20 protein-coding genes are annotated in these 21,971 nt (G+C 39.9%); 9 read left to right on the forward strand and 11 right to left on the reverse strand.

What is annotated here, in order from left to right:
• Positions 1–15 precede the first annotated feature (15 nt).
• The 5 genes from HN459_01610 to HN459_01630 all read right to left on the reverse strand — a co-directional run bounded on the left by HN459_01610 (position 16) and on the right by HN459_01630 (position 3,652).
• The gene (locus tag HN459_01610) at positions 16–519 is read right to left on the reverse strand and encodes a hypothetical protein (GenBank protein ID MBT3478137.1); all 504 of its coding nucleotides are present in this window, start codon (positions 517–519) and stop codon (positions 16–18) included.
• On the reverse strand, positions 516–896 hold the full coding sequence (locus HN459_01615) for a hypothetical protein (protein MBT3478138.1): 381 nt from the start codon (positions 894–896) through the stop codon (positions 516–518). Before HN459_01615 ends, HN459_01610 begins: the two co-directional genes overlap by 4 nt.
• A 3-nt stretch (positions 897–899) precedes the next feature.
• The gene (locus HN459_01620; GenBank protein ID MBT3478139.1) at positions 900–1,421 is read right to left on the reverse strand and encodes a sigma-70 family RNA polymerase sigma factor; all 522 of its coding nucleotides are present in this window, start codon (positions 1,419–1,421) and stop codon (positions 900–902) included.
• A 112-nt stretch (positions 1,422–1,533) separates the two neighbouring features.
• Positions 1,534–2,487, reverse strand: a complete 954-nt coding sequence (locus HN459_01625) for a hypothetical protein (protein MBT3478140.1) — start codon at positions 2,485–2,487, stop codon at positions 1,534–1,536.
• A 142-nt stretch (positions 2,488–2,629) separates the two neighbouring features.
• Positions 2,630–3,652 carry a hypothetical protein gene (locus HN459_01630; GenBank protein MBT3478141.1) on the reverse strand — a complete coding sequence of 341 codons (1,023 nt, stop codon included), beginning with the start codon at positions 3,650–3,652 and terminating at the stop codon, positions 2,630–2,632.
• A gap of 121 nt (positions 3,653–3,773) precedes the next feature.
• On the opposite strand from HN459_01630, the gene HN459_01635 reads away from it, so the two are divergent.
• Positions 3,774–6,764 carry an ATP-dependent helicase gene (locus HN459_01635; protein ID MBT3478142.1) on the forward strand — a complete coding sequence of 997 codons (2,991 nt, stop codon included), beginning with the start codon at positions 3,774–3,776 and terminating at the stop codon, positions 6,762–6,764.
• A gap of 29 nt (positions 6,765–6,793) precedes the next feature.
• Here HN459_01635 and HN459_01640 read toward each other — a convergent pair whose 3' ends face one another.
• Positions 6,794–7,798, reverse strand: coding sequence for a formylglycine-generating enzyme family protein (locus tag HN459_01640; protein ID MBT3478143.1), 1,005 nt, complete (start codon positions 7,796–7,798; stop codon positions 6,794–6,796).
• Positions 7,799–7,999: 201 nt separating this feature from the next.
• Between HN459_01640 and HN459_01645 the strand changes: the two genes are divergently transcribed.
• Both HN459_01645 and HN459_01650 read left to right on the forward strand, forming a co-directional pair.
• On the forward strand, positions 8,000–10,366 hold the full coding sequence (locus HN459_01645; GenBank protein ID MBT3478144.1) for a DUF5117 domain-containing protein: 2,367 nt from the start codon (positions 8,000–8,002) through the stop codon (positions 10,364–10,366).
• Between the two features lie 12 nt (positions 10,367–10,378).
• Positions 10,379–13,561 (forward strand): hypothetical protein, encoded by a 3,183-nt coding sequence (locus HN459_01650; protein ID MBT3478145.1) that lies wholly within the window; start codon positions 10,379–10,381, stop codon positions 13,559–13,561.
• A gap of 34 nt (positions 13,562–13,595) precedes the next feature.
• Here the strand turns inward: HN459_01650 and HN459_01655 are convergent, their stop codons facing one another.
• From HN459_01655 to HN459_01670, 4 genes are read right to left on the reverse strand one after another with little or no spacing between them, the layout of a single operon-like run.
• Positions 13,596–14,006, reverse strand: a complete 411-nt coding sequence (locus HN459_01655; protein MBT3478146.1) for a hypothetical protein — start codon at positions 14,004–14,006, stop codon at positions 13,596–13,598.
• A complete protein-coding gene (gene rmuC / locus HN459_01660) occupies positions 14,003–15,100 on the reverse strand; it encodes a DNA recombination protein RmuC (protein ID MBT3478147.1) in 1,098 nt (365 codons plus the stop codon). Before rmuC ends, HN459_01655 begins: the two co-directional genes overlap by 4 nt.
• Positions 15,097–15,681, reverse strand: coding sequence for an HD domain-containing protein (locus HN459_01665; protein MBT3478148.1), 585 nt, complete (start codon positions 15,679–15,681; stop codon positions 15,097–15,099). Before HN459_01665 ends, rmuC begins: the two co-directional genes overlap by 4 nt.
• Positions 15,681–17,150 carry a leucyl aminopeptidase gene (locus HN459_01670; protein MBT3478149.1) on the reverse strand — a complete coding sequence of 490 codons (1,470 nt, stop codon included), beginning with the start codon at positions 17,148–17,150 and terminating at the stop codon, positions 15,681–15,683. Before HN459_01670 ends, HN459_01665 begins: the two co-directional genes overlap by 1 nt.
• 181 nt (positions 17,151–17,331) lie before the next feature.
• Between HN459_01670 and HN459_01675 the strand changes: the two genes are divergently transcribed.
• The 6 genes from HN459_01675 (at position 17,332) to HN459_01700 (ending at position 20,011) form a co-directional block, all read left to right on the forward strand.
• Positions 17,332–17,637, forward strand: coding sequence for a HigA family addiction module antidote protein (locus HN459_01675; protein MBT3478150.1), 306 nt, complete (start codon positions 17,332–17,334; stop codon positions 17,635–17,637).
• A gap of 20 nt (positions 17,638–17,657) precedes the next feature.
• On the forward strand, positions 17,658–18,473 hold the full coding sequence (locus HN459_01680) for a hypothetical protein (protein ID MBT3478151.1): 816 nt from the start codon (positions 17,658–17,660) through the stop codon (positions 18,471–18,473).
• Between the two features lie 71 nt (positions 18,474–18,544).
• Positions 18,545–18,949 (forward strand): GFA family protein, encoded by a 405-nt coding sequence (locus HN459_01685; protein MBT3478152.1) that lies wholly within the window; start codon positions 18,545–18,547, stop codon positions 18,947–18,949.
• Between the two features lie 102 nt (positions 18,950–19,051).
• Positions 19,052–19,264 (forward strand): DUF2191 domain-containing protein, encoded by a 213-nt coding sequence (locus HN459_01690; protein MBT3478153.1) that lies wholly within the window; start codon positions 19,052–19,054, stop codon positions 19,262–19,264.
• Positions 19,261–19,638 carry a PIN domain-containing protein gene (locus tag HN459_01695; protein MBT3478154.1) on the forward strand — a complete coding sequence of 126 codons (378 nt, stop codon included), beginning with the start codon at positions 19,261–19,263 and terminating at the stop codon, positions 19,636–19,638. Before HN459_01690 ends, HN459_01695 begins: the two co-directional genes overlap by 4 nt.
• A gap of 7 nt (positions 19,639–19,645) precedes the next feature.
• Positions 19,646–20,011, forward strand: a complete 366-nt coding sequence (locus HN459_01700) for a cupin domain-containing protein (GenBank protein ID MBT3478155.1) — start codon at positions 19,646–19,648, stop codon at positions 20,009–20,011.
• 3 nt (positions 20,012–20,014) lie between these two features.
• Here HN459_01700 and acs read toward each other — a convergent pair whose 3' ends face one another.
• On the reverse strand, positions 20,015–21,952 hold the full coding sequence (gene acs, locus HN459_01705; protein MBT3478156.1) for an acetate--CoA ligase: 1,938 nt from the start codon (positions 21,950–21,952) through the stop codon (positions 20,015–20,017).
• Positions 21,953–21,971: the final 19 nt, after the last annotated feature.

Genomic DNA, 21,971 nt, shown 5'->3' on the forward strand with positions numbered 1-21,971 from the left:
AGACTTACTTATAAGTCAAAATTCTCTTCGGCGTTTTTGTTTACCACCTCGTGGAGCGGGTGGTTTATATCTATCCTGCATTCGATTACGGACTTGCTGTTTCATATGTCCTTCAAACATAAGTAACTTCACTTGTTGAGTTGGATTAAGTATATCACGTGAATCTTTAACAAAATCAATTCGCGCTTTACTTTTTTTCTGTTCAAACACAGCAATTTTATTCAGCAATTTATTTGCATCAGATTTTGAAATGTCCTCACCCTTTTTTACCTTTTTATAGAATGGTGAAAAAAGGTCTTTTTCTTCTTTTCGAATATTCAAAACCTGTTTTTGGTGCGCCCGCATACTGGGGAAAAACTTTTCAGCTTGATCTTCGGTCAGTTCAAGATGATCCGTTAATTTCCAGATCAACATCATTTCCATTCGTTCACCATATTGTCCGCCGGGACCTTGGGGTTTCCCCGGTTGCGCTACAAGCGTACACAGGATTAATAGTACTAGTGTTATCGTTGTTTTCATTGTGTTTCTCCGTCGTTCATTGTTGCCACTGGTTCAAACTCTATGTTATCTAAAAATGCCAGTGTTTCCCAGATATCGTCACTGTTCTCCACGAGATATCCCGCTAAGTCATAAACGTATTCTTCTGTTTCTGAATCCATTACTTCAATCTTTTTGAAATCATTGGATGCGTATACTGTTGGATCATCAGTCAATTGATTGAATGTAACCAAACTCAATACAAATAGCACACTTGCTGCAGCAAGCCCATTAACAATTCCCATTTTTTTCTGATAACGGCGTTGTCGTTCTCCATGGAGATTTATCAAAAACGTATCACTATCCGGAGTGTTAAAATCTGATTGTGAAATCTGCTGAAATCTATTTTCGATATTCATAATTTAATTCTCAATATTTTCTTTTAAAGCCTTCACCGCATGATGATAATTCACCTTAGCTGAATTTTCACTAATGCCCATAATTTCTGATATTTCTTTGTAAGGCATTACCTGTGCAATTCTCATTGTTACAACCATTCTCTGGCGGGAAGGGAGTTTTGCAACTGCATCCCATAATTCTTTTCTACGCCATTCATCTTCGTGGGTCGTATCCGTATAACCCTGGTCTGGGACTTGGTCCAAGTGGAGTAGATTTCGCCACTTATTGCGTCGGAGATAGGTGTTGGACATATTGATATTGGCTCGAAATAAATATGTTTTGAATTCAGATTCAAATCGAAACTTTTTAAGTGCCTTAAACATTTTGATGAACACATCCTGGGCAAGGTCTTCTGCCTCAACTTCATCCGCAGTGAACTTGATAAAAAATCCATATGTATTAGGGAGGTGCCGTTTAACCAATTCGTCGAATGCGATGTTATTCCCATTCTGAAATTCCCTGATCAATTCGTGGTCTGTTTTCATTCATTTGCCATTTTAGACAACATTTTCTTTCAAAAGTTAAAAAAATTTCATAAAAAAAAGAGGCTGTCCTGAAAAAACTGAACAGCCTCTTTTCGAATTGTCAAATTAAAGATTATCCTTTATTCCCTTTGCCCCCTTCACGACCTTTTTGTCCACAATGTCGTTTATACTGCATGCCCATTGCCGTATAAAGTTTAATGATTTCTATTTGTGTATCATCAAATAGGCCGTCGATAGCCGTATTCCTATCAGAAATAATTGATTTCAATGCATTATGAAGAGTCTCTCTATCCATTTTTTCATTTCTAGCTTTTTCAAATAATGCCTTTGTAATTGCAGCCGCATCTTTATTAATGGTTTCTAATCCAGATTCCTGATCATTGCTCATACCCAATGCATTAACCATGGCATCGTGGGCAGCTTTTTTCATTTCAGCCATACGGGCTTCCATCTGAGATTTTTCATCAGCTAATTGTTGTTTTTGTTCGTCGGTGAGTAGCGCTTCAACTTCATCATTCATAGCTGCTGAGAGTGCTTCCAACTCTGTCTTGGCGACTTCCTTATCAATCGTGCCATCTTTAACCTGCTGTTGAATGGTTTTCATTTTTTCGCCATAGGTGGTCATAATAGTTTTAAAAGACGCTTTCTGGTCATCGCTCAGAACTCTATATACACCACGTAGATCGAATTCACCCTTATCACCGTGAGGACCGCCGCGCCCTTTGCCACCATCCATTCCACTACTGAAAAGATATGGAACTGCATTTTTATCCATCCACTCTAAAAGTCTTGTTTTTTCTTTATCAGATAATTTTTTCTGCATTTCAACAGCCATATTCCACAAGAAAGCAGGATCGCGTCGGTGTTTCCCATCCTTGCCATGGCGATTCAATGCACCATTGAGGGCGTTGATGCTACTATTGCTCAGGCCAATATCGGTGTTCAATCCGTCGGAAAATGCTTGCAGTTCAGGGTCGTCAACAAGGATTGTTTCATCCTTCATTAACTTATCGCAGCCAATGGTTGCAAAAAGTGCAATGGTTAAAAGTAAAGCTAGTTTTTTCATAAGATATCCTTTTCCATCGTAATTTAGAGTGAATTTAGGACTTAGACACTCAATAATAATACAAGTTAAAAAATAAATGAAAAAGGGCCCTCCAAATATCGTGAAGCGACCCTTTTCTTTTTTTACTGTTTGGAGAGCAGTTTTATTTATTATTTCCTCTGTTTCCACCATTGCTTTTATGACCACGGCCTTTTTTACCTTTGCTTCCGTGGTGTTTTTTCATCCGTAATTTTAAAGCCTTATGGATTTTAAATATTTCTATTTGTTCATCCGTGAATAATGCTTCAAGTTTTGAAGAAGCATCACCATGTAAAACGGTCGCAGCTTCACGAAAAGCATCTAAATCAATATCACCATTAGATAGTTGTTCTCGCAGTGCTTCCATTGCTGTTTTTGTATCATCTTTTATTTGATCAAATGCAGTAAGTTGTTCAGCCGTCAATCCTAAGACTTCCACCATCACAGCTTTAGATGAATCCTGAAATGCTTGCATTTCTGCTTCATGATCGGCTTTCATTTCTTCCAGCTCTGCTTTTTGTTCATCCGTAAGCAATGCGTCAATTTCAGCATGCATGGCTTCCCGAAGTCCTTCCATCTGTGACCGTGCATCGTCTTGGTTAATCGTGCCTTCTTTGACTTGGGCTTGAATCGCTTGGAATTGATCTTTATATGATTCAGCTATTTCTTTAAATGCTGCTTTTTGTTCATCGGTTAGAATACTATAGAGTCCACCGCCGGAGCCATTTCCACCGTGACCTTGGCCCATGCCACCGCCACCACGTCTGCCACCCATCATACCGCCACCATGTTTACCACCATGACCTTGGCCCATTTGACCATTTTTTCCACCAAAGACTTGAATGTTATGCTCATCCATTTTTTCAAAGAGACGTGCTTTTTTTTCATCGGATAATTTTACAGCCAATTCTCCCGCAACATTCCACAAGAAGCCTGGTTCACGATGTTTCCCCCCGCGTCCATGCTTATTTAGAACACCGTTAACTTCTTTAGCAGATGTTTGACTAAGGCCTAGGTCCGATGCCAGTTCATATGAAAGGCTCTGAAGTTCAGCACTGTCTAATTCTACAGCTTTATCACGAATAGGATTGTCACATCCAACAGCAATCAAAAGCAAGGTTGAGATTGGTAAGATTAGTTTTTTCATGTTTATTCCTTTTTGGATTATTTTGAATTGTTTCATTTAGCCTATTAGATGCGCAACCACTAGACTAAGTTAAAATTTTATTCAAATATTTTTTGATTTCTGACGAAACATTTTTTTTGAAATGATGATAACACTAACTTTAACTATGCCATATTCAAGTGGAAACTTCAAACCTAATACTAGCCAAGAATCGGCTATCACCCATCCACCTGCGCCACTCATGATTTTAGCTGGTGCTGGAACAGGAAAAACATCCACACTAATCCACCGTATTATTTATCTAATTCAACATTACAAGGCTGAGCCACAATCAATTTTAGCCATTACATATACAGAAAAAGCTGCGCGGGAATTGAAAGAAAGAATTGTTTCAGTCATCGGTCAACGGGCGGATATAATGACCGTTTCTACTTTTCATTCATTTTGTTTTAATCTCGTAAAAGATTTTAAAGAATCGGGCGCATCTCCCATTTTACTTGAGGAAAGTGAGGCCTCTTTTTTGCTCCTAAATCAATTCAATGATCTTGGTCCATTTGAATCGAGGGAGTTTCCGCGAGATCCGGTAAAAGCTGTTACAGAAAGTTTTATTCCTTTCTTCAACCGCACACGGGATGAATTAATCAAACCCAATGAAAAGCCGGAGGATATCGAATCCATAGATCCAGAAATTCGTGCTCAGTTGGCAGATTTAAAACGCATTTACCCAATTTTTCAACAATGGAAACAGAACATGAATGTGGTGGATTATGGGGATATGATCTTGTCCGCATTTAAATTGTTAAATTCAAATTCTGTAGTACTAAAAAAAGTTCAAGACAAATTTCAACATTTAATTATTGATGAATTTCAAGATAATAATTTTGCACTGAATGAGGTCATTGGTTTAATTGCCAAAAAGCGTAAACAGATTACTGTTGTGGGAGACGAAGATCAGGTGATATACAGTTTCCGAGGTGCCAGTATTCATAATATTCATTTGTTTCGTAATCGTTATAGTGGACATGTACAATATTTAGAAATTGCCCTAGAAGAGAATTTTCGATCCAACCAAGAAATTTTGAATGTGGCCAACGCTTCCATTAAAAACAATGTGGATCGCGTTGAAAAATCACTCCGTTCATTCAGCGGCCTCTCCGATAGAAAACCCACCTTATATTATGGAGAGAAACCGAACCAAAACCAATTCATCAATTCAGAGATTAATAAACTCACTGACAGCGGAAGGCTATTTCATGATATTGCTGTTCTTTGCCGTACCCATGGCCAAGCATCAGAATTAACAACATATTTACAATCCTGCGGAATTCCAGTTCAAGCTCGCTTTCCAAAATTTTTTGATATTCCTTCGGTTAAAGACCTCAATGCATGGTGCCAAGTTGTTGGCGGTGGAAAATATCAAGATATTGGTTTTTACCGACTGTTGATACAAAATTCTTCTGAACAAAATGCCATAGATTTTTTCAATCAATTTGACCGAAGGGATCCATCTTCACGATTGGAATATGCTCTTGTGCATTTTGAAGAAAATCCCATTGAAGGATTCGGTGAATTATGTCAAACTATTCAGGAACTTAGAGAACACCCAAAACCACAATCGGCAGAAGAGATCATAAATTCCATTTTAGCAAAGACTCTATTGTTGAGACGATTTAACCATCATTACGAATTTGACGATCAAGTGGCCCTCATGAATGGAGGACAATTTATTCAAAAAGCACAAGAATTTTCTCGACGAAACCCGGGGAAGAACAGCCTTCGCAGTTTTAATACTTTTATGGAATCGCTCATGGTTTCAGGAAAAATTTTCGCATCATATCCCGAGGAAAGACAACGATTTAATAGCGTCATAGTTCAAACCATTCATGGAGTAAAAGGCGGTGAATTTCCCGTGGTATTTATCCCTTATAATCGGTCCGCAAGTTTCCCCCTTAATTATAGATCGGAAAAAAAGATCAACCGACCGCCGGATAAATGGCTGGACTATATCAAGGATACGGATCTCACTTCAAAAGAACATCATAAAGAAGAAGAACGACGCCTTTTTTACGTGGCCGTCACACGGGCACAGGAACAATTATTTTTGTTAGCACCGAAACGGGCAACTTCACCTTTTATCAAAGAATTACCACCTGAATTAATGGAGATCATCGAAATGAATGAAACAATTAACAAACCAAAACCTTATTCGGTATTGCGATCAAACTATGAACAACGGTTGCAAAAAGCGTTATGCCAAAACCAATTTCAACAAATTGGCGACCTTACAAAAGCCATTGAACGGATTCACTTACTTGAAAAGGATCATCCTTTTTCATGGGAAGACGCTTCCTGGGAAAATGAGTTAAAGAACAATTTAGAGGGCGGGTTCCAACCTTCAACCCCGGACAAACTTTATTTATCCGCTAGTTCCATTGAAACTTATTTATCCTGCCCCATGAAGTATCGATTAGGAAAGATTGATGCCATTCCCGAATCGCAGAGTAAACCACAGTTGGTTTTTGGAAATATCATCCACCGGGCACTCCAGCGGTTTCATGATTCTGAAGAAGATCACACCCTTGATCGCCTCCTGCAATTGCTTGATGAAGAATGGGACGGCAGTGGTTTTTTCTACCCAGATCAAGAGAAGGAATTCAAACTCCAGGGAGAGGAAATCCTTAAGAGATATTTTACTACATATGAATTGGAACCGCCTCAAGTGATTGCACGTGAAGAAAAATTTAATTTTATGATTGATGATATCAAGATCACCGGCGCCATCGATCGAATTGATAAAACTGACTCTGGCAATCATGTGGTTGATTATAAAACTAGCAATACAACTTCATCAGCAAAATCTAGTATGCAGTTAGCGATTTATTCCATGTTTTTGGAACAATCGAATGATCCTATAATTGGCGGGTTACCGAGTATGGCCAGTCTGTACTTTTTAAGAGAAGAGGACAAACCGATTAAATCTCATTCGTTTGAACCGGAAGAATTGTTGGAAAAAGAAGAAAAAATTAAAGAAGTTGCCCTGGGAATCCGTGATAGAAATTTTGAACCAAAAACCGGACGGCATTGTGATTGGTGCGATTATAAAAATTTCATCTGTCCCGCATGGGAAGAGTGAAATAATTAATAATTATGAATTGATAATTATTAATTAGATAAATATTTCTCCATTTGCTCCTCACTCATAACACATCGAAATCCCGTATGCTCCAAACTAGTATCGGGACTTGTTTTCATTCGCGCCGTGGGACGATATCCCGCACAATATTGATCATTGCACAAAAATGATCCGCCACGGGTTACCCGTTTAGGCACCGTTGGTTCCATGGGATCAAAACTGGATGGCGGCCCAATAGGATTATTTTCACGTCCACCCATTAAATATGAATTTGGGCGATACCAATCGGCCACCCACTCCCATACATTCCCAGCCATATCATAAAGGCCAATTTTATTTGGTTTATAGGCATGAACTGGATTTGTTTTTTCAAATCCATCGGATCCGGTATTCTTTACAGGAAATATACCTTGCCAAATATTCATTTCCCTTGAATTAGTAACCTCACCTTTTTTGGCAGCATATTCCCATTGCGCTTCAGTCGGAATACTCATTCCTGTTCCTTCAGAAAAAGCAACTGCATCATACCATGATACTTGTACAACAGGATGATCTTCTAATCCATCAATTGAGGAATCTTCGCCATAAGGATGTTTCCAATTTGAATTGGTTGACCACGCCCACCATTGAACCGGTGAATATTGACTCGCAGGTGTAGGTTGATTGATGAATGTTAAAGATCCAGCTACTAGCATTTCTTTTGGTGGTGGTGGCGTGCCGGTAGGCACCTGAGCCATGATTTCCTCAAGGGATGGGGCCACTTCTGCTGTAGTCACATAATTTGATATATTCACAAATGCAGAAAATTGTGCATTTGTTACTGCTGTTTCTGACATCCAGAATCCATCCATTTTTACTTTATGAACCGGTTGTTCATCGGATCTCGCCATGGAATCTGTGCTGCCCATTTTGAATGATCCACCAGAAATCCATACCATTACTATCTCCGTATTTCCAATGGGAATGGATATACGTTTTTGGTCAGGACTATAACTGCATCCTGCAAGACAAAGGATTAGAAGGAGTTTTTTCATCATTATACTTGGATTAATCTAATGCCAAACTTGATTTGGGCGAAACGGATTGAATAAATTTTTCTGTTTCATGTATATCCTCAGATTTAAATTGGCAATCTTTGACACCACTATGAGGAGGTAATTGTGAAGAAATTTTTCATATTAAGTTTGATGATTGGTTTCATTTTTGGTGAATCGATCTCTGAAAAAACCAAATCCATGAAAAAGATGGATGGGTATTTGGATTTGTATTGGGACAACACTACGGGGAAATTGTGGTTGGAGATTGCCCATTTCGAAAAAGAATTTTTATACGTGAATTCTCTCATGGCAGGGATGGGCTCCAATGATGTTGGCCTCGATCGCGGCCAACTTGGGAATGAACGTATTGTTTATTTTCATCGTATTGGACCGAAAGTCCTATTGATTCAACCCAATTATTATTATCGCGCCAATACGAGTGATCCCAAGGAAAAACAATCAGTCGCGGATGGATTTGCAAAATCTGCACTTTGGGGATTTAAAGTTGAAGCAGAAGAAAAAAGTCGTGTACTAGTAGATGCTACCGACTTCTTTTTGGATGATGCCCATGGTATCGTAACGCGCCTAAAAAATCAAAAAATGGGAAATTATAAGGTAGATAAAAGCCGTTCCGCAATTCACCTTCCGGCCACCATGAACTTCCCCAATAATACAGAAGTGGAAGCACTCATGACATATACGGGGACCAACCCGGGAAAATATGTGCGACAGGTAACACCCACTCCTTCTGCTATGACGGTTCGTCTTCATCATTCTTTTGTAGAACTTCCTGATAAAAATTACACACCGCGAAACCACGATCCGCGCGCGGGTTATTTCCCAATGTCTTTCCAGGATTATGCTGTCCCGCTGGATGAATCCATTTATATCCGTTACATTACTCGACATCGATTGGAAAAGAAACATCCTCAGAAAAGAAGAAGTGAAGCAGTAGAACCCATTGTTTATTATATTGATCCCGGTGTGCCGGAACCGGTGAAAACGGCCATGCTAGAAAGTGGACGATGGTGGAATCAAGCATTCAATGCCACAGGATATATTGATGCATTTCAAGTCAAAGTACTCCCTGATGGCGCCCATCCAATGGATGTCCGTTACAACATGATCCATTGGGTTCATCGGGCCACTCGGGGATGGTCTTACGGCGGCGCTGTGGTTGACCCAAGAACGGGTGAAATTATTAAGGGAAATGTATCCCTCGGCTCACTCAGACTCCGCCAAGATTATCTCATCGCCACAGGGCTTCTTGCTCCTTATAATAAGGGCACAGAAGTTCCGGATCATATGCGTGAATTGGCTCTCGCCCGCGTCCGTCAATTGGTTGCACATGAAATAGGGCATACTATTGGACTTGCTCATAATTATATCGCCAGTACCGTCGGCCGGGCATCGGTAATGGATTACCCCCATCCTACTGTTTCTTTAGATAAAAATGGTAATGTGGAATGGCGGGATGCCTATGATGCAGGCATCGGCGAGTGGGATAAAATTACTGTGGAATACGGTTATCAGGATTTTCCGAATGGGACCAATGAAAAAGAAGCACTGGAAGAATTAATCCAAGATGGGATTCGAAGGGGTTATACTTTTATAACCGATCAGGATGCGCGCCCACTCGGCTCTGCCCATCCAACCGCCCACCTGTGGGATAATGGGAAAGATCCTGTTTCCGAATTGAAAAATTTAATGGCTGTAAGAAAAGTAGCTCTGAATAAATTTGGAGAAAACAATATTCGAATGGGACAACCATACAGCGATATTGAAGATGTGCTAGTGCCGATTTATTTTCTCCACCGGTTTCAAATTGAAGGTGCGGCTAAAGTGGTCGGTGGATTGAATTACACTTATGCACTCCGGGGCGATGATCAATTGGTGACAGAATTCCTTGACCCAAAGTTTCAAATGGATGCACTGGATGAGCTTATAAGCACACTCCAACCAGATGCACTAACTTTGAGAGAAGAATTATTGCAAATTATTCCGCCTCGTGCTGCGGGCCGAGGACGAACTCGAGAGTCCTTTAACTCTCGAACTAGTGTCACATTTGATGGTGTCAGCCTTGCAGAAACAGCGGCTAATCTAACATGCCGAATGATCTTCCATCCAGCACGAGCCACACGATTGGTTGAATACAACGCCCGCAATTCTAATCAACCGGGATTGGAAAAAGTATTAAGTGAAATCGTAGACCAAACAATCTTATCAAAGGCTCCTGTCGGACTTAGTGGCGAAGTTAAAAGAAATGTAGATTTTATCGTCCTTGATCATCTTTTGAGTTTATCCGTAAATAAAAATGCATCCCCAGCCGCCCAATCGATCGCCATGGCAAAAGTAAATTCTTTGGCACTTCACCTGTTACGATTTCGTGGAAAATCATCCAGAGTCAGATCCCATAATAACATGCTTCAGCATCGGATAAAAATATTCATGGATGAACCAGAAGATTTTGAACCAATCAAGGTTCTAGAAGCACCTCCCGGATCTCCTATTGGGGCTGAGTTTGGATGTACATTTGAAAATCCATTCACAAATAATTCTAATTAAAAGGAAGTAAAAATGAAACGCAAAATCCTATTTATTCTTATTATGATATCCGCTATCCTTTCAGCAGATGGTTTGGATATGAAAAAATTCAAAGGAATGAAAGCACGTAGCATTGGTCCTGGCGGTATGAGCGGGCGTGTAACATCCATTGATGTTGTCCTGTCCAATACGGATGTTATATACGTTGGTACAGCATCTGGTGGATTATGGAAATCTGAAAGTGGCGGCATCAAATGGGAACCCATATTTGACGACCAAAAAGCTGCATCCATTGGAGATGTAACGGTTGACCCAACCAATCCCGACGTGATCTGGGTGGGCACCGGCGAAGGCAACCCGCGGAATAGTCAATCGGCTGGATTTGGTATTTATAAAAGTATTGATGGGGGTAAAAACTGGGACTTTAAAGGACTGGGCGAAACGCGAAATATCCATCGTGTTTTGGTTAATCCTAAAAATAGCGATGAAGTATATGTTGGCGCCCAAGGACCAGCCTGGGGAGAAACCGAGCACCGTGGTGTTTTCAAGACATCCGATGGAGGTGATACATGGGAAAAGATTCTCTATATTGATGAAAAAACCGGCATCGGCGAATTGGTGATGGACCCTCGAAATCCGGACAAACTTATTGCCAATATGTGGCAGTTCAGGCGGTGGCCTTGGTTCTTCAAATCCGGTGGACCAAGTTCAGGTATGCACATCACGTTTGATGGTGGTAAAACATGGAAAAAACGAACCGATAAAGACGGTCTTCCTAAAGGCGACTTGGGACGGATGGGCATCGCCATTGCACCAAGTAATCCAAAACTTATTTATGCCTTAATTGAATCGAAAAAGAATGCACTTTATAAATCAGAAGATGGCGGTTTTAAGTGGAAAAAAGTGTCTGATAAAAATATTGGCGGGCGCCCTTTTTACTATGCAGAAATTTATGTTGACCCTATTAATGAAAACAGAATCTATAACCTTCACACCTATGTAACTGTTTCTAACGATGGAGGTAAAACATTTGGCTCCCTTATGACCGCTTATGGCGCCAATGGTGTCCACCCGGATCACCATGCGTTTTGGGGACATCCAACTAATCCCAATTTTATTATTGAAGGAAATGATGGTGGATTGAATATTTCATTGGATCGTGGCAAAACTTGGCGATTTGTGGAGAATCTCCCTGTGGCCCAGTTCTACCACATTAACTATGACATGGATTGGCCATACAACGTTTATGGCGGTATGCAGGATAATGGTTCATGGCGCGGTCCCGCTTATGTTTGGCGATCCGGTGGTATCCGAAATTCCTATTGGGACGAGTTGGCCTTTGGCGATGGATTTGATGTGGTTCCACATCCAGGGAACTCCCGATTTGGTTATGCCATGAGTCAACAAGGATATGTAAGCCGATATGACCTAATAACAGGCCATCAACAAATGATTCGCCCTGTTCACCCAAAAGGAGAATATCTTCGTTTCAATTGGAATTCGGCTATTGCCCAAGATCCATTCGATGAAGATGCTATATTTTTTGGCAGCCAATATGTTCATTACAGTACCGATCGTGGAAATAATTGGGAAATCATTTCTCCTGACCTCACCACCAACGATCCTGAAAAACAAAAACAACATGAAAGTGGTGGATTAACATTTGATGCTACCGGTGCGGAAAATTTCACAACTATTTTGGTCATTGAACCCAGTCCTTTAGATCACAATGTAATATGGGTTGGCACGGATGATGGTAATGTGCAACTCACTACCGATCGTGGAAAAACTTGGAATAATGTAAATAAGAAAATTCATGGTGCGCCTGCGGGCAGTTGGGTGGCACAAATTAATGCATCTAAATATGATCCGGCCGAAGCGGTTGTTGTCATTAATAATTATCGCCGTAATGACTGGAAACCATACGTTTTTAAAACTGATAATTATGGTAAATCCTGGAAATCTATTGCTGATGAAGATAAAGTTTGGGGACATGCATTAAGTTATGTACAAGATCCTGTTGAGCAAAATCTCCAATTTTTAGGGACTGAATATGGTCTTTATGTTACTTTGGATAATGCAAAAACTTGGACAAAATGGACCAGCGGATATCCCACAGTTTCCACCATGGATTTGAAGATACATCCAAGAGAGCATGACCTTGTGATTGGCACATTTGGCAGAGCGGCTTATATCTTGGATGATATTCGACCCTTGCGGGAAATGGCCTCTACCAAAAATAATCTAATGAAAAAACGACTCCACTTTTTCGAACCACCAACTGCCGTTCTAGCTATCAATCGCCAAGCATCGGGAACTAGGTTTGAAGCTAACGCAATATTCACTGGGAAAAACCGAAGTCGTGGCGCCATGTTGACCTTTGTGTTCAATCCTGATAAAAAGAAAAAGAAAGAAAAACCTAAAAATAGCTCCAGCGATAAAAAAGGAAAATCCGAGGACAAAAAAGAAAAGGTAACCATGGAAGTCATGGATGTTGATGGTAATATTATTCGCACGGTAAAACACAATGTAGAAACGGGTGTTAATCGAATTTATTGGGGATTGCGTCGAAAAGGAGTTCGTTATCCTAATTCACCTAAGTCAACCAAACCTGATGCACGTGAACCGGGCGGCCCTCCCGTTTTACCAGGTGAATACACTATTCGTTTATCCCATGGGAAGGATTCAACATCACAAATCGTAAATGTTATTTTAGATCCACGTGTAGGTATTAATACTCGAAATCTGGAACGGCTCCAGCCGATATATGAGCGGCAAATGGAAATTACTGCATCGGTCACCAAAGCCATGGATCGGATTCGGGAATCAAAAAAGATTATTGAATCAATAAATAAAATGCTGGATGCGAAAAAGAATAAATCACATAAAGCACTCAAGAAAAATGGTAAATCAATGACCGACAGCCTGAAAGTTCTGGAAGAACTTATCGTTAATAAAAAAGGACTCCAGGGCATTGTGAGAAGTCCCAATATTCTCAGTGGAAAGATTGGCGCCATTAATGGGTATTTATACAGCAATTTGACCGGACCTAATTCAAGTCACGATTACTTACTTGAATATTCAGAAACTGAAACGGAAAAAGTTTTAGATAAAATAAATCAATTTTTCAAAGATGATTGGCCAAAATATCAATCGGCAGTTGAGGATGAAAAATTATCCCTATTTAAAGACTATAAACCGATTACGGTAGATTAGAATAAATAAAAAAGGGTCGTACTTCGACTCTTTTTTATTTTGCTGTAATAGTCCACTCAAGAATTCCATTAAACTTGGTTCCTTGAATCACCGCTTTCTTTGGCGTGGTTGTGGATGATCCATCCACACTGGTTGCATTGCCCGTCACTGTATATTGATAAATCGTTCCACCATTGGCATCTTCCAGACGGACAATAGTCGTATCACTACTTTTAAAATCTGTAACAATTAATGTGGATGCCACGGATTTTCCTGCCTGCAGGTTGAAGGATAAATCAATTGTTTCATCAAAAGTATAATTGTCTCCGCGAACGCTAAATGAAAAAGCCGATGGTGTATTAATCACTACCGGAAGATTCTCCACCAATCCATGATTCGGGTCAGGCGGGCCGACGCAGGAAGACAAGAAAAACGATAAAAGGGTAAACGATAAAAATTTCTTCATTCGCCTAACGTATCCAGACTTTCATCTTGTCCCAACTGCAACTCTTCAATTTTATCCATAGGTTTTTCTAATGCACGGCGGCGTGTGCCAGTAAGATCTTCATAATGCGTAGTAACTGTCCCCAGTGTTTTTCCTAACGCATCAAGTTTCTCAATAAATTTTTCCCATTGTTCCTTAAAGACGCCAACCAGTTTTTGCATTTCACCCGCTTTTTGCTCCATTGAAAAATTGGAGACAGATTGTCTAATTAGTGACAATACAGCATAGAGTGTAATGGGTGAACAAAGTAATACTTTCCTGGAGAGTGAAAAATCAATCAAGTCTCGATCTTCTTGATTTAAAAAAGCATAAATACTTTCATTGGGGATAAACATGAGCACATAGTCCACCGTACCCCCTTCAGGGTCGATATAGGTGCGTTTCTCAATCGCTTTCACATGCTTGCGAACGTCCGCAAGAAATGCCTTTTTCTCAGCAGCCTGCTCATTTTCATTATCCGTACCTAGATAATTTTCATAATGGGTTAGGGGAAATTTCACATCCATATTAAGACATTTTTTATCTGGGAGTTTAAAGGTGAAATCAGGACGACCTTCCCCTGCTTGGGCTTGCTTTTCAAAATTGATTCCTTCCACCAATCCCATAAAACTAAGAATATCCTCCACCATCCGTTCGCCCCATTGGCCTCGCGCTTGAGAACTGGATAAAATACGGGAAAGTTTTGTTGTTGTATCAGCTAGGTCACCAATCCCTTTTTGAGAATTTGCAACCTGCCCTTTCAGTTCATTGGTGGATTTATCAAGTCCATCCAACTTTTTCTTCATTTCAACCAAAGATTGATCGATCAATTCTTTTTTCTGATTCAATTGCCCATCAGAAGATTTTACCAATTCACCAAATTTATTTTCTGCCAGTTTTAGAAAGGTCTCTAAGTTTTGATCTAATGCTTGTTTGGATAAATCGCCAAATTCAACTTTAAGCTGATCTCTGCTAGATTGGGCAGCATCGATCTCTTTTTGACGAAAGAACCAAACAATTCCTGCCCCTGCCCCAAAGCCAACCAGAAATAAAATAATGCCAGTAATAAATGTCATGCTATCTCTATACTTCCCTTCAATTCTAAAATGTCTGCTTTTTCTTTTAAGGCGTCAATCACAAATTGGATATGTTCTGTCATGTCAACCTCAAGTTCTTCGATACTTTGAAAAATATCTTCCCTTAAAACGGATGCGGCGAATGACTTTTGTTTCAATTTCTTTTTCACGGATTTTGGTTTTACTTCAAAAATTGACTTAGACGGACGTACATAAGTTACGGCAAAAATGAATCCGGTCAATTCATCCACGGCGAAAAGTGCTTTAGCCATAAAGGTGTCTCTGGAAATTCCTGAATAAGTCGCATGGCCCATAATGGCTCTGGTGATAGATTCGGGATATCCTTTTTCTTTCAGGATTTTGTTCCCCCGAAAGGGATGTTCTTCCATGGATGGATATTTCTCATAATCAAAATCGTGCATAAGTCCTGTCATTCCCCATTCATCGGAATTACCATCATATTGTTCTGCCATTTTCCGCATGACTTGTTCTACACCCAATGCATGTCGTCGCAAACTATCTGTTTTGGTATATTCATATAGCAGTTCCAACGCATCTTCTCTTGAAGGAAAACTTGCCATTAAACGCCCAAAAGATCAACAACTAGACGAATAACTTCTCCCGTGGCCATACCTTTATTATGATAGGGCAAATCTCTATCTCCCCAAGCAGTTCCGGCAATGTCAAAGTGACACCAAGGAATATCATCATCTACAAATGCTTTCAGGAATGCCCCGCCAGCGATTGTACCCGCCTGCATGGGTGCGCCTACATTTTTTACATCGGCTATTGCGGATTTCACTTGTGCCAAATATTCATCCCAAAGGGGGAATTCCCAAACTTTTTCTGCTGTTGTTTTGGAAGACGATTTAATGGATTCTACCAGTGCTTCATCTGTACCCATGATTCCTGTAGCCACATGGCCTAAGGTTACCACAACAGCGCCAGTGAGGGTGGCAAAATCAATCATATATTCCGGATCATAATTCTTGGATGCATAGGATAAAGCATCGGCTAAAATTAAGCGTCCTTCTGCATCGGTGTTCAACACCTCGATTGTTTTGCCATTATAGGCGGTGAGCACATCTCCGGGGCGATAGGCCTTATCACCACTCATATTTTCAGTAGAAGGAATAATACCTACAATATTCATTTTTGGCTTCAATTCCGCCACTGCTTTCATGACACCAAGTACTACACCGGATCCACACATGTCGTACTTCATTTCATCCATTTTAGCCGATGGTTTTATGGATATGCCACCACTGTCAAATGTGAGACCTTTACCCACCAATACTTTAGGTTTTTGTTTTTTTGGGCCACCCATATATTCCATAATGATAAATTTTGGTGGCACTTCTGTACCTGAGGCTACACCAGCTAAAGCGCCCATCCCCATTTTGGTAAATTTTGCTCTATCAAAAATGGTCACTTTCATGCCACCGGATTTCCCAATCTCTTGCGCCTTCTCAGCCAAATGAGTCGGCGTAGCCACATTCCCCGGACGATTCTCTACATCTCTGGCAAGACACACACCATTGGCTATGATGGCCCCTTTTACTACAGCTTGTTTATTGTCGCCAATGATAGTGGCACCCTTCATGTCGAAAAGGTCTTCGTCCGTGGTCTTGAATTCATTGAACTGGTAACTACCCAACACGAGGCCTTCTGCCGTAGCTTGGGATTGATAGTCATCCTTCGCTTCTACAGGTATAAGGAAAGAAACAGACTCTACTTTATTAGCCACACACGCTTTGGAAACACCACCTCCGGCTTTGCGCAAAGTTTCTCCATTAAGTTTACCTCGTTTGCCGAGACCAAATACAAATGCAATTGCACCTTTTTTTCCAACAACTGTTTTGACTTCACCCACCTTACCTTTAATGAGATTGGCCGCCAGAGCATTAGAAAGTCCTCGTCCCAATTTCCGATTCACACCTTGGAATTGACGGGAAAGTTTCAGATCATCATAGATGCCTACCGCAATAGCATCTGCTTTGATATTACGCCAATCGCCTGAACTATGTTTTATTTTTGAAAGATGTGCCATCTTTAACCTCAAATTTTGAATGAATTAAATATTATCTAGGCATAAAATTAGTATTTTCATTTACATTTTCAAATATGGGAATAAATAAAGTGAATTGTTTATTCAAAATACTCCAAATTATTTTGAACATGGTATTTAATCATATTATAAGTAATATTTGTGTGATATTTAGAAGAATAATATGAAAAACAAGAATATAAAACCACTGCATCCAGGCGAAATTCTTTTAGAAGAATTTTTAACTCCCTTGGGATTAAGTCAAAATAAAATATCCAGAGATAATTGGTGTCCTCCCCGTCGAATTAATGAAATTGTTTTAGAAAAAAGGCGCATTACCGCAGATACAGCTTTAAGGTTGGGGCGCTATTTTGATATGACACCCCAATTCAGGTTAGGTTTACAAATGGATTATGACCTAAACTTAGAAATTGATAGAATCGTTGATCCTCTTGATAAAGAAGTTAAATCCTATTTTGATGTATCTTAAATGAATCAGGAGCACAAATCATGAGCAAACACTTTCTGTCATTAATATTATTTACAACTTTATCAATTGGCAATTCAAAAGGACTACTTTCTAGTAATTACGATCACCTTGTTGTTTTTGGCGACAGCCATTCAGATAATGGTTTTGATGATGGACATGGATTTGAACTCTATTCAAATGGAAAAGTATGGCCTGAATATTTGGCGGATCGATTGGAAGTACAATCATTAGAGGTTAGAGCTTGGGGCGGTGCGTTTTCTGGCATGGGCAATGAAGGAAATAATGCCAAAGATTGGTCGGGCCTATTATGGCAAGTTCAACAATATGCTCCATCGACTAACATGGATAGTACATTAATTATTATCGAAATTGGGTTTAATGATTTGCATGATCCAAATTATAATATATCTCCTACTCAAGTAGTTGATAATATTATAAGTGCAATGAGCGAACTATCATCCAAAGGAGCAAAACGCATTATACTCTGGAATTTAAATACGTCATTAGTCCCACCTGCCTTCACGAATAAAAATTATCATATGTATGATTACTATAAAGACAAAATTGAATTTGCACAAAAACAATTTAAAATCTTCAATACAATTATTGAAGATTCGGTGATTCAATACAATTCAAATCAAAATAATATACGGGTAGACCTGTTTGACGCAGACTATGAGATAACAGAGATTTCAAAAAAGTTTGAAGATATAACAACTCCCTATAAAAATTCCAAATATTATCCAAAACAAGGTAAATGGTTTTGGTTTGATCAATGGCATTTCATGACAGAAACCCACAAATACATAGCAGAACAAATTTATTTATCATTGTAGGAAACATTTTACTCATTAAAATCTTTCGAATTTGTGGTTGAGTTTATTCGTTATGCATCGAGGAGAATAAAATGCCAATAACTGGAGAGTGTTTTTGCGGCGAAGTAAAATACCAAGTAAATGGTATGCTTCGCGATGCTAGATCATGCCACTGTTCCCGTTGTCGTAAGGCATTCAGTTCTCAAGCGTCAGCTTACGCACTACTTAATCCAAAAGACTTTAAATGGCTTTCAGGTGAAGATCTTCTCACATCCTATGTTGGTCAGCATGGTTTCGGTCTCCAATTTTGTAGCAAATGCGGTTCTACACTTTGTGGTATTTTTGAGGATGCTATTCATGGTGTGACTTTGGGTTGTGTCGATGGTGACCCAAAAATTGAACTAGGTAGGCATATCTATGTTGGTTCTAAAGCGAGCTGGGAAGTTATCCCTGAAGGTGTGCTTCAATACCAAGAGGGTGCGCCTGAAAATGCATAACAAGTTGCTTCAGCGGAAAAATTGCTCGCTCACGCTCGCAGTTTTCCGCTGAGCAAGGCGTTAATCGGCACTTTAATACGATAGGCTATCGTATATTCCGCCATGAAAGTTACAGCTTTAATACCTAGATCACTCATTTTTGAGGTGAAAGAACTCACTAATGGAAAGAACATTACTGATTCATTAATTAAGGCACTCACAGAATGGGTGGACATTAAAAAAATCAAAGACCTGAATCTTCAAGTGTCAGAAAAACCTTTGGAATTCAAATCCGATTTTAATGCACAATCAGCAAGAGAAACCAACCGCTCGTGATTGTTGTTGATACTTCGGTCTGGATTGAATTCTTTAAAAATCACTCTTCTATCTTTCCAAAATTAAAAGTCCACCTCGAACGAGGGGAGGTGATTGCCGCTGAACCTGTTTTTGGTGAACTCATGCAAGGTGTAAAAAACAAACGGGAAAGAGCCATCATATCCAATTATTGGCATCACCTTCCCAAATTCTCCATGGATGGAATATTTTTTAAGGCAGGCGAAATATCCGGAAATAATAAATGGATCGCCAAAGGAGTTGGCCTAATTGATTCCGCTATATTAATTTATGCAAAAGATCGAGGATGTCAAATCTGGACCTTAGATAAAAAACTGTTATCTATTATATCTTACAAAGATCGATTTAAACCATAATATTCAGATGAAGAATGAAACAATCAACATAACAGAAAAATTCGAATTATTCTCCGATCAGTGGAGCCCCAAGGTTTTTGCTGAAATGAATGATTACCAATTCAAACTGGCCAAAGTAGAGGGAGAATTCGTGTGGCATTCCCATGACGATACGGATGAAACATTCATTGTGATCGAGGGCCAACTCACAATTGAATTCCGTGATGGTAAGGTTGATTTAAAAAAAGGCGAAATGTTTATCGTTCCTAAAGGGAAAGAACATAAACCCATTGCGAAAAGAGAATGTCATATCATGTTGATCGAACCAAAAGGTGTTGTGAATACGGGTAATGTTGGTGGTAAACACACAGCCGAAAATGATGTTTGGATTTAAAGTCTAAATCGCACCCTCAATAAGATTTTCTACGACTGATGGATCTGCCAATGTAGAAGTATCGCCCATATTATCCGTATCACCTTCGGCAATTTTTCTTAATATTCGTCGCATGATCTTTCCTGACCGTGTTTTAGGTAAAGCCGGTGTAAACTGAATTTTATCTGGTTTGGCATGGGGACCAATTTCTTTCACAACTGTTGACCGAATATCATTTATAATTGAATCGGTTACTTCTACCCCTGTCATTAGCGTTACAAATGCATATATCCCTACACCTTTAATATCGTGGGGATATCCCACAACAGCTGCTTCTGCAACACCATTGGCTTTACCGATTCCACCTTCCACTTCGGCTGATCCAATTCGATGTCCGGATACATTAAGTACATCATCTACCCGTCCAGTGATCCAGTAATATCCATCTTCATCTCGCCGTGCCCCATCTCCTGTGAAATAATAGCCCGGAAATTCAGAAAAGTATGTTTCAACAAATCGATCGTGATCGCCATAGATAGAGCGCATTTGCCCCGGCCAGGAGGCCTTCATTGCCAACAATCCAGATACATTGTTACCAGAAATTTCATCTCCGGAATCTGTAAGTAAAACAGGCTCAATACCATAGAATGGGAATGTAGCAGAACCGGGTTTAGTCGGGGTGGCACCAGGTAATGGTGTCATCATTATACCGCCCGTTTCCGTTTGCCACCACGTATCCACGATAGGACATTTTTCTTTTCCCACAATAGAATGATACCACATCCATTCCGGCTCTTTAATAGTTTCGCCTACTGTTCCCAATAATCTAAGAGAAGATAAATCATGTTTCTCAACCCAAGTATTGCCTTCTTTCATTAATGCTCTTAGGGCGGTTGGCGCTGTATAAAAAAGGGTAACTTTATGTTTGTCAACCACTTCCCAGAATCGGCCGAAATCGGGATAATTAGGCACACCCTCAAACATAACTGAAGTTGCACCACATGACATTGGACCATACACAATATATGAATGGCCTGTAACCCAACCAATATCTGCTGTGCACCAGTATATATCGTCTTTATTATAATCAAAAATCTGCTCAAACGTGTAATTGGCATAAACCAAATATCCACCTGTTGTGTGGAGGACACCTTTTGGTTTACCCGTTGAACCAGATGTATATAAAATGAACAACGGGTCTTCCGCATCCATTTCTACGGGAGCACAATTAGTGGCCGCCTTCGCCATTTCTTCCTGCCACCATACATCTCGACCTTCCACCATATCAACTGGCTCCCCTGTGCGATGAACCACAATAACGTGTTCGATGGATGGGGTTTGCACTAAAGCCAAATCGGCATTGGATTTCATTGGGATATTTTGTTTCGTTCCACGAACACCTGTATCCTGTGTGATTAAAATTTTACATTCAGAATCATTTATTCGGTCTCTTAACGAATCGGGACTAAATGCTCCGAAAACAATGGAGTGAACGGCGCCAATCCGTGTGCAGGCCAACATGGCCACCGGTAATTGGGGTACCATCTGCATATACATACAAACGCGATCACCCTTTTCTACACCCAGGCCTTTAAGTACGTTGGCAAACTTCTGAACCTTTTCCAGCAATTCTGCATAAGTGAAATGTTGATCTTCATTCGGATCGTTCCCTTCCCAAATGAGTGCTGTCCTATCGCCATTCCCAGCTTCTACATGACGATCCAAACAATTATAACTCACATTGAGCTTACCACCTTCGAACCATTTTATATTGGCATTCACGAAATCAAATTCACCGATAGAATCCCATTTTTTAAGCCATGAAATTCGTTCAGCTTTATCTGCCCAGAATGCGTTTCTATCTGTAATAGATTGATTGTATTCAGTATGATATTGATCCATGTCTTTAACATGGGAATTGATTGAGAATAATGACGGCGGGTTAAAAACTTTTACATTCATATTCCCCCCCTTTTACATT

The sequence above is a fragment of the Candidatus Neomarinimicrobiota bacterium genome (genome assembly GCA_018647265.1).
Taxonomy (GTDB): domain Bacteria; phylum Fidelibacterota; class Marinisomatia; order Marinisomatales; family TCS55; genus TCS55.

What these genes read in the sequence shown, in the direction of transcription:
- HN459_01610 (MBT3478137.1), bottom strand. Translation starts at nt 519, where the DNA reads ATGAAAACAACGATAACACTAGTACTATTAATCCTGTGTACGCTTGTA.
- HN459_01615 (MBT3478138.1), bottom strand. Translation starts at nt 896, where the DNA reads ATGAATATCGAAAATAGATTTCAGCAGATTTCACAATCAGATTTTAAC.
- HN459_01620 (MBT3478139.1), bottom strand. Translation starts at nt 1,421, where the DNA reads ATGAAAACAGACCACGAATTGATCAGGGAATTTCAGAATGGGAATAAC.
- HN459_01625 (MBT3478140.1), bottom strand. Translation starts at nt 2,487, where the DNA reads ATGAAAAAACTAGCTTTACTTTTAACCATTGCACTTTTTGCAACCATT.
- HN459_01630 (MBT3478141.1), bottom strand. Translation starts at nt 3,652, where the DNA reads ATGAAAAAACTAATCTTACCAATCTCAACCTTGCTTTTGATTGCTGTT.
- HN459_01635 (MBT3478142.1), top strand. Translation starts at nt 3,774, where the DNA reads ATGATGATAACACTAACTTTAACTATGCCATATTCAAGTGGAAACTTC.
- HN459_01640 (MBT3478143.1), bottom strand. Translation starts at nt 7,798, where the DNA reads ATGAAAAAACTCCTTCTAATCCTTTGTCTTGCAGGATGCAGTTATAGT.
- HN459_01645 (MBT3478144.1), top strand. Translation starts at nt 8,000, where the DNA reads ATGAAAAAGATGGATGGGTATTTGGATTTGTATTGGGACAACACTACG.
- HN459_01650 (MBT3478145.1), top strand. Translation starts at nt 10,379, where the DNA reads ATGAAACGCAAAATCCTATTTATTCTTATTATGATATCCGCTATCCTT.
- HN459_01655 (MBT3478146.1), bottom strand. Translation starts at nt 14,006, where the DNA reads ATGAAGAAATTTTTATCGTTTACCCTTTTATCGTTTTTCTTGTCTTCC.
- rmuC (MBT3478147.1), bottom strand. Translation starts at nt 15,100, where the DNA reads ATGACATTTATTACTGGCATTATTTTATTTCTGGTTGGCTTTGGGGCA.
- HN459_01665 (MBT3478148.1), bottom strand. Translation starts at nt 15,681, where the DNA reads ATGGCAAGTTTTCCTTCAAGAGAAGATGCGTTGGAACTGCTATATGAA.
- HN459_01670 (MBT3478149.1), bottom strand. Translation starts at nt 17,150, where the DNA reads ATGGCACATCTTTCAAAAATAAAACATAGTTCAGGCGATTGGCGTAAT.
- HN459_01675 (MBT3478150.1), top strand. Translation starts at nt 17,332, where the DNA reads ATGAAAAACAAGAATATAAAACCACTGCATCCAGGCGAAATTCTTTTA.
- HN459_01680 (MBT3478151.1), top strand. Translation starts at nt 17,658, where the DNA reads ATGAGCAAACACTTTCTGTCATTAATATTATTTACAACTTTATCAATT.
- HN459_01685 (MBT3478152.1), top strand. Translation starts at nt 18,545, where the DNA reads ATGCCAATAACTGGAGAGTGTTTTTGCGGCGAAGTAAAATACCAAGTA.
- HN459_01690 (MBT3478153.1), top strand. Translation starts at nt 19,052, where the DNA reads ATGAAAGTTACAGCTTTAATACCTAGATCACTCATTTTTGAGGTGAAA.
- HN459_01700 (MBT3478155.1), top strand. Translation starts at nt 19,646, where the DNA reads ATGAAGAATGAAACAATCAACATAACAGAAAAATTCGAATTATTCTCC.
- acs (MBT3478156.1), bottom strand. Translation starts at nt 21,952, where the DNA reads ATGAATGTAAAAGTTTTTAACCCGCCGTCATTATTCTCAATCAATTCC.